This window comes from Aliirhizobium smilacinae (assembly GCF_006335145.1).
Classification (GTDB): domain Bacteria; phylum Pseudomonadota; class Alphaproteobacteria; order Rhizobiales; family Rhizobiaceae; genus Neorhizobium; species Neorhizobium smilacinae.
The window spans coordinates 1,025,163-1,040,332 of record NZ_VDMN01000001.1 but is presented as its reverse complement, the minus strand read 5'-3'; the positions used below and the strand labels follow the sequence as shown (position 1 = coordinate 1,040,332).

The 15,170-nt window shown below is 59.1% G+C and carries 14 protein-coding genes; 5 read left to right on the top strand and 9 right to left on the bottom strand.

The genetic code is table 11. The features are described from left to right. Positions 1-44: 44 nt before the first annotated feature. Positions 45-2,693, bottom strand: coding sequence for an aminopeptidase N (gene pepN / locus FHP24_RS05045; RefSeq protein WP_139673710.1), 2,649 nt, complete (start codon positions 2,691-2,693; stop codon positions 45-47). Positions 2,694-3,062: 369 nt separating this feature from the next. On the opposite strand from pepN, the gene FHP24_RS05040 reads away from it, so the two are divergent. Then, positions 3,063-4,001, top strand: coding sequence for a DMT family transporter (locus FHP24_RS05040; protein ID WP_139673707.1), 939 nt, complete (start codon positions 3,063-3,065; stop codon positions 3,999-4,001). A gap of 180 nt (positions 4,002-4,181) precedes the next feature. Here FHP24_RS05040 and FHP24_RS05035 read toward each other — a convergent pair whose 3' ends face one another. The 4 genes from FHP24_RS05035 to FHP24_RS05020 form a co-directional block, all read right to left on the bottom strand. After that, on the bottom strand, positions 4,182-4,370 hold the full coding sequence (locus FHP24_RS05035) for a hypothetical protein (protein ID WP_139673704.1): 189 nt from the start codon (positions 4,368-4,370) through the stop codon (positions 4,182-4,184). 177 nt (positions 4,371-4,547) lie between these two features. Continuing rightward, positions 4,548-5,429: a uracil-DNA glycosylase gene (locus FHP24_RS05030; RefSeq protein ID WP_139673701.1), complete on the bottom strand. Its 882-nt coding sequence runs from the start codon at positions 5,427-5,429 to the stop codon at positions 4,548-4,550. A gap of 156 nt (positions 5,430-5,585) precedes the next feature. Further along, a complete protein-coding gene (locus FHP24_RS05025) occupies positions 5,586-6,878 on the bottom strand; it encodes an Hsp70 family protein (RefSeq protein ID WP_139673698.1) in 1,293 nt (430 codons plus the stop codon). Between the two features lie 196 nt (positions 6,879-7,074). Next, a complete protein-coding gene (locus FHP24_RS05020; protein WP_139673695.1) occupies positions 7,075-7,797 on the bottom strand; it encodes a hypothetical protein in 723 nt (240 codons plus the stop codon). 210 nt (positions 7,798-8,007) lie between these two features. On the opposite strand from FHP24_RS05020, the gene blaOXA reads away from it, so the two are divergent. Continuing rightward, the gene (gene blaOXA / locus FHP24_RS05015) at positions 8,008-8,847 is read left to right on the top strand and encodes a class D beta-lactamase (RefSeq protein ID WP_139673692.1); all 840 of its coding nucleotides are present in this window, start codon (positions 8,008-8,010) and stop codon (positions 8,845-8,847) included. Between the two features lie 47 nt (positions 8,848-8,894). Here the strand turns inward: blaOXA and FHP24_RS05010 are convergent, their stop codons facing one another. The 3 genes from FHP24_RS05010 to FHP24_RS05000 form a co-directional block, all read right to left on the bottom strand. Then, complete coding sequence (locus FHP24_RS05010) at positions 8,895-9,608, bottom strand: DNA helicase (RefSeq protein WP_139673689.1); 714 nt, start codon at positions 9,606-9,608, stop codon at positions 8,895-8,897. Between the two features lie 157 nt (positions 9,609-9,765). Beyond that, positions 9,766-9,969, bottom strand: coding sequence for a hypothetical protein (locus FHP24_RS05005; RefSeq protein ID WP_139673686.1), 204 nt, complete (start codon positions 9,967-9,969; stop codon positions 9,766-9,768). Positions 9,970-10,107: 138 nt separating this feature from the next. Next, complete coding sequence (locus FHP24_RS05000; protein WP_139673683.1) at positions 10,108-10,896, bottom strand: SDR family oxidoreductase; 789 nt, start codon at positions 10,894-10,896, stop codon at positions 10,108-10,110. Positions 10,897-11,294: 398 nt separating this feature from the next. Between FHP24_RS05000 and FHP24_RS04995 the strand changes: the two genes are divergently transcribed. From FHP24_RS04995 to FHP24_RS04985, 3 genes are all read left to right on the top strand, one after another. After that, positions 11,295-12,959, top strand: a complete 1,665-nt coding sequence (locus tag FHP24_RS04995; protein ID WP_139673682.1) for an electron transfer flavoprotein-ubiquinone oxidoreductase — start codon at positions 11,295-11,297, stop codon at positions 12,957-12,959. 248 nt (positions 12,960-13,207) lie between these two features. Further along, on the top strand, positions 13,208-13,948 hold the full coding sequence (locus tag FHP24_RS04990) for a pentapeptide repeat-containing protein (RefSeq protein ID WP_139673679.1): 741 nt from the start codon (positions 13,208-13,210) through the stop codon (positions 13,946-13,948). 112 nt (positions 13,949-14,060) lie between these two features. Continuing rightward, positions 14,061-14,672: a L,D-transpeptidase gene (locus tag FHP24_RS04985; RefSeq protein WP_139673675.1), complete on the top strand. Its 612-nt coding sequence runs from the start codon at positions 14,061-14,063 to the stop codon at positions 14,670-14,672. A 60-nt stretch (positions 14,673-14,732) separates the two neighbouring features. On the opposite strand, the gene FHP24_RS04980 is transcribed toward FHP24_RS04985, so the two are convergent. Continuing rightward, entirely contained in the window at positions 14,733-15,152 is a 420-nt protein-coding gene (locus FHP24_RS04980; RefSeq protein WP_139673672.1) for a DoxX family protein, read from the bottom strand. Between the last annotated feature and the right edge of the window lie 18 nt (positions 15,153-15,170).

Here is a 15,170-nt window from a genome sequence, read left to right as displayed (position 1 = left end):
GGGGTTGCCCGCAGCGTTATAGGCGCTGCAGGCAACGAAGCATGTCAGTCCTTGAGCATGCGCCCAACGATGTCGCTGACATCCGTCGAAAGACCGGATGCGTTGGCGATCTTCGAAAGCGCCAGCCGGGCCTGTTCGGCGCGGACGGGCTCAAGCGACCGCCACGAGCGCATCGAGGTCAGGAGGCGTACGGCCAGCTGCGGGTTCTTCGGGTCGATCGCCAGAATCTGGTCGGCGAGGAAACCGTAGCCCTCGCCATCGGCGCGATTGAAGCCGGTCGGGTTGCCGAAGGCAAACGTTCCCACGAGCGAACGGACACGGTTTGGATTGCCCGCGTTGTAACGCGCATTTCCCATCAGAGCCGTAACCCGCTCAAGCGCATCGATGCCTGGTATCGTTGCCTGGATGGAGAACCATTTGTCGATGACCAGAGGATTGCCGTCGAAGCGGGTGAGGAAACTTGCCAATGCCGCGGTCGTTTCCGAAGCGTCCGGGAAACGGTGCGCGAGCAGCGTCAATGACTGGGCGAGGTCCGTCATGTTATTGGCGGCGCCGAAAGCTTCAGCGGCACGCTGCGGGCTGTTTTCCGCATATGTGAGATAGGAGAGGGCGGCGCTGCGCAGCGAGCGCTTGCCTGCATCCTCGGCCTCCGGCGAGTAGGCGCCTTCGGTCTTCATCTCATCGTAGAGACGGACGAAAACCTCTTCACCAGTCTTTGCAATCATTTCATGGATCGCCTTGCGACCGGCATGAATCGCGTCGGGATCGTTATTGCCGCCCAACGCACGGGCGATATCGGCTTCACTCGGCAGGTTCAGCGCCTGTGCCCGGAAGGCGGGCTCAAGCGATGCATCGCCTGCGCATTCCAGCAGCGCGGCAACGAAGGCGGGATCGCAACCGACATCCTTGCCGTCGCGCGCATCGCGCGCCGCCTGCGTCAGGTTAGGCAGTGCGAGATCGTTCAGCGCCTGCCAGCGCGAGAAGAGATCGCTGTCATGGCGTGCGATATGGATGAGGTCTTCCGGCGACTGATCGAATGCAAGATTGATCGGGGCCGAGAAGGACCGGTTGAGCGACAGGACCGGACGCGACGAAATGCCGGAGAAGCTGAAGGTCTGGCTGCGTTCGGTCAGATGCAGTACGTCGCCCGTCACTTCGCCGCCGGTAACCGATTTCGGCTGGGCGACCTGTCCGTTGTCGAGGATCAGCGCGAAGGAAAGCGGAATATGCAGCGGTTCCTTGTTCGGCTGGCCGGGTGTCGCTGGTGTCGTCTGCTCGAGAGAGAGCGAAAACGTGCCGGTCACACCGTCATAGGCGCCCGAGACGCTGACGAGCGGTGTGCCGGCCTGGACGTACCAGCGGAAGAACTGGCTGAGATCACGGCCGCTGGCATCCTCGAAGCACTTCACATAGTCCTCAACGGTGACGGCCTGGCCGTCATGGCGCTCGAAATAGAGATCCATTCCCTTGCGGAAATCGTCTCGCCCCAGAAGGGTCGCGACCATGCCGGTAATCTCGGCACCCTTTTCGTAAATCGTCATCGTGTAGAAGTTGTTGATCTCACGATAGCTGTCCGGGCGTGGCGGATGCGCCAGCGGGCCTGAATCTTCCGGGAACTGGTCCGATTTCAGGTGGCGCACGTCGGCGATCCGCTTGACGGCGCGCGAGCGCATGTCCGAGGAGAATTCCTGGTCGCGATAAACGGTCAGGCCCTCTTTCAGGCACAGCTGGAACCAGTCGCGGCAGGTGATGCGGTTACCCGTCCAGTTGTGAAAGTATTCATGCGCGATGATGCGCTCGATATTGGCGTAATCCTGATCGGTCGCGGTGTCCGGGTCGGCCAGCACGTATTTGTCGTTGAAGACGTTGAGACCCTTGTTCTCCATCGCCCCCATGTTGAAGTCGGAGACGGCGACGATCTGAAAAATGTTGAGATCGTATTCGCGGCCGAAATGGTCTTCGTCCCACTTCATCGAGCGCTTCAGCGCATCCATCGCGTAAGCCGCGCGAGGCTCCTTGCCATGCTCGACATAGATCTTCAGCGTCACTTCGTTGCCGGACATGGTCTCGAACGTGTCTTCGATCACGCCCAGGTCGCCGGCAACCAGCGCGAAGAGATAGGCTGGCTTCGGATGCGGATCGAACCAGGCAGCGAAGGAGCGGCCTTCGTCATAACCGGCGCCACCGAGGAAATTGCCGTTCGACAGCATCACCGGGTTGGCTGCCTTGTCACCGATAATGGTGATCGTGTAGGGCGCCAGAACATCGGGACGGTCGGGGAAATAGGTGATCCGGCGAAAACCTTCGGCCTCGCACTGGGTGCAATAGACGCCGTTGGTCCGGTAGAGGCCCATCAGCTGGGTATTGGCTTCCGGATTGATGTAGGTCGTGATCGTCAGTTCGAATGGGGCTTCCGCAGGCAGGTCGCGGACAGTCAGGCTGTCAGGCGTGGCGTCATATTGACTGGCCGGCACTTCCTTCTGGTCGAACAGCAGACCTGAGAGTTTCAGTTCGTCGCCATCCAGAACCAGCGGCAGCGACGCGTCGACGCCTTCGCGCCGATGGAAGATAAGCCGGGCATCGACCTTGGTGTTGGTCGGATCGAGCTCGAATGTCAGGTCCACCCGTTCCAGGACAAAGTCAGTGGGGCGGTAATCCGCCAGATGCACAATCTGGCCCGTATCTGTTCGCATGATGTTTCCTGAAACGGCTTAACAACTGGACATGGCAATGGGATTCCAGTCCCCGATCAGACCGGCACGTTCCCCAACGCCGCGTGCATATTTACATCCAATGCTAAACGATTGTTGAACTGCGGCTAAAATAAAGTGTCGCACTGTCAGTATAGTGGTTCTTTTTCATACAGGGCTATTTGAAGGAGAGGCCATAGAACGGGAAGAAACTTCGGTCCGGTATGGCGGCAGGCTGCGTCGATTGGCGCAATGGCAAACTTTCGTCAGTTTTCACACACGGCTTACCACTTTTGCGTTAATGTCGTTGCGAATCCACCCCGCCCGCTTCCCGGATCAAGGCTTACGGCCTGAACCACAATGAGTTCCCCCATGGCCTCCGATGCCCAGAATCCCCTCCACGGGATTATGCTGAAAGTATTGTCCGTCGTTGTATTCGTGATGATGCAGACCTGCATCAAGTCCGCCGGGCCGGATCTCCCGGCCGGACAGATCACCTTCTACAGGTCGGCTTTCGCACTTGTCCCGATCATGGGCTATCTGGCATTTCGCCGGGAACTGTTTCACGCTTTCCATACCAATAGTTTGTCGGGGCATCTGAAGCGCGGCGTTCTTGGAATCATGGGCATGGTATGCGGCTTTTATGGCCTCGTGCATCTACCGATGCCGGATGCGATCGCGCTCGGTTATTCGATGCCGCTGATCGCCGTGATCTTTGCCGCGGTTTTCCTGAAAGAAACCGTCAGGCTTTATCGCTGGACTGCGGTTGCTATCGGTATGGTTGGCGTGGTGATCATCTCCTGGCCGAAAATGAGCATGTTCAGCTCTGACGGCATCGGCTCAGAACAGGCGATGGGCGCGCTTGCCGTTCTATGCGGCGCCGTGCTCGGCGGTTTCGCGATGATCCAGGTGCGTCAGCTTGTCCAGACAGAAAAGACTGCGACGATCGTGCTGTATTTCTCGCTGACGGCGGCAGTGTTCTCGATCGTCAGTCTGCCGTTCGGCTGGGCGCCTCTGAGCGTTTCCGAGCGCCTGTTCTTGATCGGCGCGGGATTTTTCGGAGGCCTGGGCCAGATTCTTCTGACGGAAAGTTATCGCCACGCGGATGTCTCAACGGTCGCCCCGTTCGAATATACGTCCATCATTCTCGGAATTGCGATTGCCTATACGCTTTTCGGGGATATTCCGGCCATCAATACATTGATTGGTACAGCTATCACCGTCTCGGCCGGCATCTTCATTATCTACCGGGAGCATCGCCTGGGACTGGAACGCAAGGCGGCGCGCAAGGCATCGCCACCGGGTGTATGAAGCCAATAAGGAAGATCAGAGCGGAATGCCGGATAAAGGGCTGATGGAGCTTGTCACGTCGCCGCGGTTCTTGCTCGCTTCGGAAAACTCGCGCGACGCATTCACAGCCGCGTTTATCTGACGCAAGTTCTCACGGAGTGTGCGAAGAGGCCTGAAGATCGATCTCATCGCACAGTCTCCTCAACGTTCGCGAAAATCGGCGAACATGGCCGAAGGACGCGAGATACCTGCCGGACGCACCATGGCGCGGGACGTGATCTGCTCATTCGTGGAGCCGAAACGGTGGTAGCCTTGCGTCGAACGCGGGCCGACGCCTGCGGCGCGGAGTGTTTCAAAACCCGAATGGATTGGGCGGAAGCGGGTGGTCATTGATTTAGTCCCTGAGCCTTGGTTCCTCCCAAGACATTAGTAATATTGCTAAAATACCCCGATTCCACAATGCGGCAGAACGCCACGCTGCCATGCAATACGCGCATGGGTTGCTTCATATAACGGTAATATTTTGCGTTTCGGCAGGCGGTCTGCACGAAATATGTGCAATTTTGGCTAGGTGAGACCATGTCGAAACGTCAATAGGTCCTGCCAGGTCAAAGCCTTGTTAGCGGGGGCTGCGAGCAGTTCCTGTGGATGGAATGTCGCGAGCGCCTGCATCTCGATGCCGGCGAAGGATATGCTTCGCCATTGCCCGCGCATCGTATGGATGGTTCCATTGCCGCCGAGGAAGAAACGGGCGGGGAAATTGCCGAGCAGCAGCAGCGCCTTCGGCTTGGAAAGTGCGATCTGCCGTTCGATGAAGGGCTGGCAGATATCCATCTCCGCTGATGACGGCATGCGGTTTCCCGGCGGACGCCAGGGAATGACATTGGTCATAAGCACGCCATCGCGGGAAAGACCGATCGCTGTAAGCATCCGGTCGAGCAGATCGCCAGCGCGGCCGGAAAAGGGGGCACCACCACGATCGTCATCGGCATTCGGCATCGGGCCGATGACGACGATGCCGGAAGAGGGGTCACCGCTGGCAAAAACCGTCGAGCGGGCGCTGTTCTTCAGATTGCAGCCATTGAATGTCTCGATCGCCGTCTTCAGTTCTACAAGCGAACCGGCGTTTTCTGCCGCCGCACGCGCCGCTGCAACCGCTTCCCCAGCCGGAACGGCAACCGACGCTGTCGCTGCGGGAGCCGACGCTACGCCGTTCGACCGCTGTGGAGCAGTGCCGTTGCCGCCATTCAGGGAGGATGGACGCTCCTGCGGATCGCGCTCTCGGGCGCTTGCCGGAACCTTTGCCTGGGTCTTGGCAGCCTTCTGGGCCTCGAACTGGGCAATCCGATCTATCGGCGCGTCATCGACAAGCCATTCGACACCCGCATCCGCATAAAAATGCAGAAGGGCGGCAAGTTCAGCCGGGTTGAGATCTGAGGCGGCGTTCATGGATCCGTTCTTACAGCATGTTGGCTGAAAGTGGGAAATTGTTTGAAGCGCAAGGAGCTTATCCCCTCACCAACCAAATTTAGCACTTAGCTGAAGCCAAGTGCTTGAAATCGCAAGTGAGGAGATTTTTGCGGGCTATCCAGGTGCAGGCAGCCTTTACGCGGCCCATTCCCCGACATTCTCGCTTTCACCGATTAGCGCCAGACCATGGGCGATGGAAAGCAGCTCGCCGCCGCTCTCGATCTTCGACGCGTCGAAGCGGCGGGTGAAGATCTGGCGCACGGCCGGCACGAAGGATGTGCCGCCGGTGAGAAACACCTTGTCCACGTCGGCCGGTGCCGTGTTCGTCTTGGTCAGCACGTCGTCCAGCGCCCCTTCGATACGGGCCAGATCGTCGGAAATCCATGTTTCGAAATCGGCGCGCTTGACCATCTTCTTTCCGGCCTTGCCGAGCGGCGAGAAGTTGAACTCGGCCTCTTCTGCGCCCGAAAGCGCCATCTTGGTCGCCGAGATCGCCTGATAGAGCGGATAACCCTCGTCATGTTCGACGAGATCGATGAACAGTTCGAGCTTGTCCGGCTCGACTGCTGAGCGCACCAGCGATTTCAGGTCGTTGAACTCGCGCGTCGTCTTGAAAATCGACAGTTGGTTCCAGCGCGCGAAATTGGCATAATAGTTCGACGGCACTTCCAGCAGCTTGTCGAAGCTTTTGAAGAACGAACCCTTGCCGATCTCGGGCGCCACCAGATGCTCGATCATCTTGGCGTCGAAATGGTCGCCGGCGATACCGACACCGGAATGGCCGATCGGCTTGGCCGTCAGCTTGCCAGCATGGCGTTCGAATCGGATCAGCGAATAGTCGGTGGTGCCACCGCCGAAGTCGGCGACCAGAACGTTGGCGTCGCTCTTCAGCGTCTGCGCAAAATAATAGGCGGCTGCGACAGGCTCGTAGACATAATGGATTTCGGGAAAACCAAGCCGCGTCAGCGCTTCGTTATAACGCTGGGTGGCGAGCGCCGGGTCCGGGCTGGCGCCGGCGAAATGCACCGGTCGACCGGCGACGAGACGCGAGACGTCAGACGGCCAATGGCCATCGGCATAGGTTTTCAGGCGCTTGAGGAAAACTTCCATCAGGTCTTCGAACATGTGCCGGCGGGCAAACACCAGCGTGCCCTGGAAAAGCGGGCTTGCAGCGAAGGTCTTGATCGACTGCAGGAAGCGGGCGTCACCGGGATTGTCGATGAACTGGCGGATCGCTGCCTGCCCGGCCTCGACCTTCAGTGCCTGTGCGCCGAGCTGCGCATCCTTCATGAAGGAGAGCGCGGTGCGCATCGAATCCGTCTCGCCGGCGCTGCTCGAAAACTGCATCGAATGGGTGGTGCTGCCGCTGTCTGCCAGCGCCAGAACGGTATTGGTCGTGCCGAAATCAAGCCCGAGCGCCCGTGCCATGGCCGTGCTCCTTGTGGTCTGCTGAAATTATTGAACCCGGGACGCTCCCGGACGCGGAGGCAGGCGCATAAAGACGCTGCCCTTTTTTGAGAGCGGGCCTGATGCCACAGGCTCGGCGTCAACGCAAGCGAGAAGGCGGCAGATAAATGCAGAAGGGGCGCACGCGGCGCCCCTTCTTTGATTCCGGTAATTTCGATCAGGCTTCGGCGTACCAGCGCGCCGGCAGGGACTGCGTCGGCTTCGCGTCGTCGCTTCTGACAAGCTGCGTCGATGCGCGGCTGTCGCTTTTTGTGGTGATCTGGTCGAGCATCTGCCGGACCAACTGGTCCTGCACATTGGCCGCCGCACGGCGATGACTGGCCGTTTCGGCGTCAGATGCGTCTACATCCTGGCGCTGCCGGATGGTGTCGAGCTCGCCGAGCAATGGCGTGAGGAAGTCCTGAACGCCCTTGCTCGCGGATGCTGCAGCACGGGTGTCCTGTACGCCTTCTGCCGGCGCTTCTGCATCCGACTCATTTTCTTCAGGCGCTGCGGAGATCGGTGCCGTCTGGGGTGTCTCGTCATTCTCGGGAGCAACGACGTCCGGTGTATCCTCTTCCGCACCCGGTGCGGTTTCGGCTACTTCCGGCTCGGGGTCTGCCGGGGCAATATCGGTATCAGTCTCGGCCGGTACTTCGTTTTCTGACGGCGCTTCTACCTGATCTTCGGCGTCTGCCGGTGGGGTAGGGCCATAGGTGCCGTCATCGATATCCTCGGGCGTCGTGTTTTCCGTCTGATCGGACTGCCCGCTATCGGCCGATGGTGCGGTCGTGGTTTCCGTTGATGTCGTCTCCCCGGCATTCGAAGAGCCGGTCGAGGGCGTCGTCTGACCTGTCGAACCAGACTGGTTTCCACTCCCGAAAATATTCTCGATAAGCACGATTTGCTCCGCAGTTAACTAAAGTAGCGCGGCCTGTAACAGTGTCGCGTTGAAAGCGGGTCAACGCGCGAATGACAAATAAAATCAATATTTAAGCAGTTGAAAATGTGATTACTCGATGGATTTCGACTTGATGTTGCAAGGGATCGCAAGTCGCACGCCCGCCATGTTTTGGCCCGTTCCGGAATGTCTACATTCCACACGAATCGAATGGAGGACTTGCCCTTGTTTTCTCGTCGCCTGTTGTCTCTGGCCCTGCTGTTGACACCCTTATCCGCGCTTGCGCAGGCGGCTCCGGCCCATGCCGCCGAGCCTATCCGCTGTACCGTCCTTCTCGATGCCGAGACGGGTGGCGTCGTTCACCGTCGCGGTTCCTGCAATCAGGCGGTTTATCCACAATCCACGTTCAAGCTGCCGCTGGCGATGATGGGATATGACGCCGGCATCCTGAAGGACGAGCATGATCCTCGTTGGGAATATCAGGCGAAGTTCAACCGGTCGCAGCGGGAGCGGAAGGCGACCGATCCGACCATTTGGGAAAAGGACTCGATCGTCTGGTATTCGCAGGAGATTACCCGTCGCCTCGGCAAGCAGTCCTTTGCCGATTACGTCAGCCGCTTCGGCTACGGCAATCGCGACGTCTCCGGCGGGCCGGGCGGTACCGATGGCCTGACCGAGGCCTGGCTGATGTCCTCCTTGAAGATCTCATCCGACCAGCAGGCGGATTTCATGCGCCGCTTCGTCACCGGCAAGCTGCCGATCTCGCCGGATGCCTTGAGGCGGACGCAAGCGATCGTGCCAGTCTTCGAGGCGGCGGATGGCTGGATTATCCATGGCAAGACCGGATCGGGCTCGATGCGCAACGGCAGTGGCAAGGGAGACGGAAACCGCCCGATCGGCTGGTTTGTCGGCTGGGCGGAAAAGGATGGCCGCAAGGTGGTCTTCGCCCGCTTGCTGGTCGACAACAAGCGCCACACGGACAAGCCGATCAGTTACACGGTGCGCGACAGCCTGATCGCCGATCTGCCCGGTCTGACCGCCGGCCGCTGAGATGAGATAGCGAGCCGGACGAAAATGTTCCGGCTCGCTTTGCCTTGTTACGGATTAGTCTGGAAACGGACACCGCTGTCGTTGAGGAAAGACGTTCTGTCGAACAGTGCGAGGTTCACCGGATTGGGCAGACGAACGTCTTCGAGCGTCGGAAAGCTTTTGTCCCGCTGTTCGTAAGCCCGGCTGATCTGCGAAACGAAAACGAGGATCAGTCCTTTTTCGCGCGCGAAAGATTTCAGCGCCGCGACCTGTTCTGCCAGAGGCGGGCTCGCGCGTCGCAGGTCGAGCAGTTGCAGATAGTCGATGACGACGAGCGTGCCGGGTGCCGCCGATGCCAATTTCGCGATGATATAGTCGGCGCTGATGGCGTCGGAGCAATCGAATGCGAAAAGCGCGCCATATTGGGCAGGATCTGCACCGAGCGCACGGAACCGGTCGAAGACCTGCCGTTCATTATATTCCAGCGTGAAGATAAACGAGTGTTCGCCCGCCTTCATCGCTTCGGCAGCCAGTTCCAGCGCCATCAGCGTCTTGCCGAGCCCGGGTCTTGCCCCGATCAGAAGCAGATCGCCGTGCTTCAGTTGTTGGTACAGCGCTTTGGCGGGAGAGGCGGCGACATGGCGCGCCGCAAGCAGGCTCCAGCTATCACACCCTTCGGCCTTGGCGATGCGGTCGAGCGCGGCATTGAGAGGGATGGAGTGTTCGCGCGACAAGGCCTTGGCCTTGCGTTTCAGGTGATAGATAGGCGCAGTGAGTTTCAACGATAAACCTCCTGATGCGAGCAATATTCGCAATCCCTCCTTGTGCGCTCTGCCCGAACAGTCGGTTCGAAATTTGAGTGCCCGGTATGAAGTCTACTTTCCCGATCGGAGGGGGGAGGCGCGGGCCGCGCCGGAATCAGATGATAACTGAAACCCGTCAGATCCGGAAGCGGCGCGACGCCCAGACGATCAGCACTCCGATGAGAGATGCAAGCAGCCCCCAGAAGATCCAGGGCGTCTGGTCGATCATGAAGCTGGAGCGCGGGTAGGGGAAGACGCCGGTGCCCTGGCCGATCCAGACAAGGCCGATGACGCCGACGAGAAAGCCGAAAATACCGGCGAGAAGCCTGATCAAGCGCATTGCCATACTCCGCCGTCTTCGTTGGTTGGAAGGAAGATATGGCGCAGGACGCAGTCCTCAATGTGCGGGACCCCCGCTAAACCGGAAAACCGTCTCGTCTCATGAAAAGGCCCGGCTTTTTGGCCGGGCCTGAGGTCATCAGAGCGACTTTGCAGCACCGCCATCGACGCGCAGCATCGTGCCGGTAATGTAGCCTGCCTGCTCGGAGCAGAAAAATGCACCGGCCGCACCGAATTCCTCGACCTTGCCGAGACGGCCGACCGGAATGGTCTTCACCGAGGCCTCGCGGATTTCTTCCATGCTTTTGCCGAGTCGCTTGGCATTGGCGCCGTCGAGTTCCTCAATACGGTCCGTCAGGATACGACCCGGAAGCAGCATGTTTGCGGTGATGCCGGAGCTGGCGACTTCGCTCGCAAGCGTCTTGTTCCAGCCGACCAGTGCGCCGCGCAGGGTGTTGGAAAGCGCGAGATTCGGGATCGGCTCCAAGACGCCGGAAGAGGCGACCGTCAGGATGCGGCCCCAGCCCTGTTCTTTCATCTGCGGCAGCAGAGCATTGGTCAGCGTAATCACGCGCAGCACCATCGACTGGAAGAAGGTGTCGAGCTTGTCGACACTCATGTCCTGTGTGCCACCAGGCGTCGGGCCGCCCGTATTGTTGACGAGAATGTCGATGCCACCGAGCTTTTCCTTGACCGCGGTCACCATGGAATCGACGAAGTTTTCGTCGGCAAGATCGCCCCAGACCCATTCGGCCTTGCCCTTGCCGGCGGCATTGATCGTCTTGCAGTTTTCGGCGAGTTTGTCGCCCGAACGTCCCACCAGAAGAACATTCACGCCTTCATTGGCCAGCGCCGTGGCGATGCCGAGGCCCAACCCGCGCGACGATGCGAGCACCAGAGCCCTTTTGCCCGAAATTCCCAGATCCATTCCGTTCTCCTGTCAGGGTGTTGTCTGATGCGGTTATAGTGGCCAGTGCCCACATTGGAAGACTTGATCCGACCTTGAACGGCCTTCGCCGCGCTCGAAGACAAGCGGGGCGGCCTTAGGACGCAACCGCGGAACAAGGCTTGGCTTATGGCGTAGTTTAACCTTACGGATGTACCTGTATCGAAGATTGATTGCAGGTCGTCAGGTTGTATGACAACAAAGATCCGGAGGTTTGTGTGACATTTTGACGTTGACGTAAACGTTATTTGTCTTGCAGATAAACGAGCGGGTTTTCGTGTCAGGTTAGTCGGTGTCGCATCCCGGCTCGACAACCATCTTGGCATTTGCCAAGGAAGAGTCTGACAAAAGGGGATCCCGCCCAGGCGGAGGCATTTGGAATGAGCGAAGAGATGGAACTTCCCGAACGGGAATCGATGGAATTCGACGTCGTGATCGTCGGTGCCGGCCCGGCCGGCTTGTCCGCTGCGATCCGGCTGAAACAGATCAACCCGGACCTCGCCGTCGTCGTGCTGGAAAAAGGGGCCGAAGTCGGCGCTCATATCCTGTCTGGCGCGGTGGTCGATCCGGTTGGCATCGATGCGCTCTTGCCCGATTGGCGTGAAGACGAGAGCCATCCGTTCAAGACAAAGGTCACCGACGACCAGTTCCTGTTCCTGGGACCAGCAGGTTCCATCCGCCTGCCGAATTTCGCCATGCCTCCGCTGATGACCAATCACGGCAAGTATATCGTATCACTCGGTAATGTCTGTCGGTGGCTTGCGGGGAAGGCGGAAGAGCTCGGCGTCGAGATCTATCCCGGCTTTGCCGCGAGCGAAGTGCTTTATGGCGATGCGGGCAACGTCATCGGCGTCGCGACCGGCGACATGGGTATCGAAAAGAATGGCGAGCCCGGCCCCAACTATACCCGCGGCATGGCGCTGCTCGGCAAATATACGCTGATCGGCGAGGGCGTTCGCGGTTCGCTGGCCAAGCAGCTGATCGCCAGATACGATCTGCAGAAGGACCGCGATGTCCAGAAATTCGGCATCGGCATCAAGGAACTGTGGGAAGTAAAGCCGGAGATGCACAAGCCGGGCCTGGTTCAGCACTCTTTCGGCTGGCCGCTCGACATGAAGACAGGCGGCGGCTCATTCCTTTATCATCTCGAAGACAATCTCGTCGCCGTCGGCTTCGTCCTGCATCTCAACTACAAAAACCCCTATCTTTTCCCTTTCGAGGAATTCCAGCGGTTCAAGACGCATCCTGCCATCAAGGACGTGTTCGAGGGCGCCAAGCGCATCTCCTATGGCGCACGTGCGATCACCGAAGGCGGGTATCAGTCGGTTCCAAAGCTGTCCTTCCCGGGCGGTGCTCTGATCGGCTGCTCGGCGGGCTTCGTCAACGTGCCGCGCATCAAGGGGTCGCATAACGCTGTTCTCTCCGGCATCCTTGCCGCAGACAAGCTGGCCGCCGCGATCGCCGCCGGCCGCGCCAATGACGAGCCGGTCGAGATCGAGAACGAATGGCGCAACGGCCCGATCGGCAAGGACCTGAAGCTGGTCCGCAACGTCAAGCCGCTCTGGTCGAAGTTCGGCACCATCATCGGCATCCCGCTCGGCGGTCTGGACATGTGGACCAACCAGCTGTTCGGCTTCTCGCTGTTCGGTACGCTGAAACATGGCAAGACGGATGCCCAGTCGCTCGAGCCTGCCGCCAAACACAAGAAGATCGATTACCCACGGCCGGACGGCGTGTTGACCTTCGACCGTCTCTCCTCCGTTTTCCTGTCCAATACCAACCACGAGGAGGACCAGCCTGTCCATCTCAAGGTGAAGGACATGGAGCTTCAGAAGCGCTCCGAGCACGACGTCTATGCCGGGCCATCTGCGCGTTACTGTCCGGCCGGCGTCTACGAGTGGGTCGAAAAGGATGGCCAGGAAGTCTATGTCATCAACGCGCAGAACTGCGTCCACTGCAAGACCTGCGATATCAAGGATCCCAATCAGAATATCAACTGGGTGCCTCCGCAGGGCGGCGAAGGGCCGGTCTATCCGAACATGTAATGGTCAAACTGTAAGGGCGGAGATGCTGCAGGATATGGTTGGTGGACGGCGGTGCGTTGAACCGCCGTTTGCCGGTTGAGCCTGACGGGCCTTGTCAGGTGATGAATAGGGCTTGGTAACGCTGATTTTATTCTTATATCTGATCACATCTGGATGATTGCCTATCTCTTTCGTGTTGTTTGAAAGAAGAATAAGTATGGTCCCAGATAGGCAATCGGGCTTCTTCTGCGCCAACAGGTCAGCATGTGATGAGCAACAGGGATTTAGTCTTCGGCGTCGCTTCCTTGATCGGAGCCTTCAGGGGGGCTCCTATTCTCGCCGCGCTTGCAATCATGGCGGCGGTCTTTGGCGCCAGTGATGCGGCTGCAGTCGATTGTCGTGCATATCCGACGCCCGGCGTAGACTGGAGCAACTGCAAGAAGCGTCTCCTCATGCTGGACAACAGCAATTTCGAGGGAGCCAATCTCTCCGGCGCCGATTTCAGCATGACCGATCTCAGCCGGACGAACATTAAGAACGCGAATTTCAGCAAGACGATGCTGGTTCGTGCCTCGCTTGCCGGTGCCGATGCGAAAGGCGCCAATTTCGAGCGTGCCGAAGGCTATCGTAGCAACCTGTCGGGAATTACCGCGGGCGGCGCGAATTTTGTATCGGCTGAAATGCAACGGTCGAATTTTTCCGATGCAGACCTTACCAATGTGGATTTCACCAAGGCGGAGCTCGGTCGCGCGGTTTTCTACAAGGCAAAGCTGGCGAATACACGCTTCGCTTTGGTAAACCTGTCACGCTCGACATTCCACAATGTGGATATCAGCGGTCCGATCGATTTCACCAACGCCTTCCTCTTCCTGACCCGGATCGAGGGCGTTGATCTGTCGAAAGCGACAGGTCTCGAGCAGGAACAGATTGCGCTTGCTTGTGGCGACAGCGCGACCAAATTGCCCGCCGGACTGCAGACGCCGGACAAGTGGCCCTGCGAAGACGAGTGACATCAAACACGATTGTGACCGGCAGATGCCGCAGCAATGCGCGTCTTTAGCGAAGCGTTAACCATAACGTCCTTAGCTTGCGTCATCTTTTCGACGCATCAAGGACACGTTCATGCCGATTTCTCGCCGCGGCCTTCTGGCTGGCTTGCCGCTCCTGCTGGCCGGTTGCGCTTCGACCTATAATGAGCAGCAGAACTACGCTGCCGTGCCGGAGGAGGAGTTTCCTCTTCACCGCATACCGATCGACAAGATCAAGCCGGAACTGCGTCGCCAGCAGGTTGCCTTCCCCGGCAACTATGCGCCCGGCACTGTCGTGGTCGATACCCCGGCAAGACGCGCCTATTACGTTCTTGGTGGCGGGCAGGCGATCCGTTATGGCGTCGGCGTCGGCCGTGCAGGCATGGCTCTTTCCGGCAATGCCTATGTCGGACGCAAGGCCGAATGGCCGTCCTGGACCCCGACTCCCGCTATGCAGCGTCGCGAAGAGCGCTACCGCAAGCTCGCCGGCGGCATGGCAGGTGGCCCGAACAACCCGCTCGGCGCCCGCGCCATGTATCTTTATCGCGGCGGCAATGACACGATGTTCCGTCTGCACGGCACCAACCAGCCGGAATCGATCGGCCACGCCATGTCGAGCGGCTGCATCCGCATGATGAACCATGACGTGATCGATCTCTACAACCGTGTTCAGGTCGGCGCCAAGGTCGTCGTTATCCAGGCCTGAGGTCTGAATATTCTGCTCTAAAACAAGCCCGCCGCGTTTCTCGCGGCGGGTTTTCGCGTTTCAGGTCCGGGCCTTCCAGGCGACCACCATCAGTGCGCCGATGACCGTGATATGCTCCATCACCACATAGAACTCGATCGTCTTGAAAGGCTCTTCCATCGTCCAGAAGTGATGCACGAGCGGGATCGTCAGGGCGGTGAAGACTGCGAGAGCACCCGCACCAAGCCAGGTCCAGCGGTTGAGAATGATGAGAATGGACCCGGCGAGCTGCGTGATGATCGTCGCGACATTGAAGGCGACCGCAGGCTCAAGCCCGAAATGCGCCATCTCGGCCACGCCGGCATTGAAGTCGATAAGCTTGGCAAGACCGCTCGCCCAGAACATGAATGTCAGGACGGTGCGCGCGAGATAGCCGAACCATGTCGCACCGGTCAGCGCAGCGACCGGATTGCCGAATGATGATGTCTGTGATGTAGCCATGATGTCCCCCCATAGGCT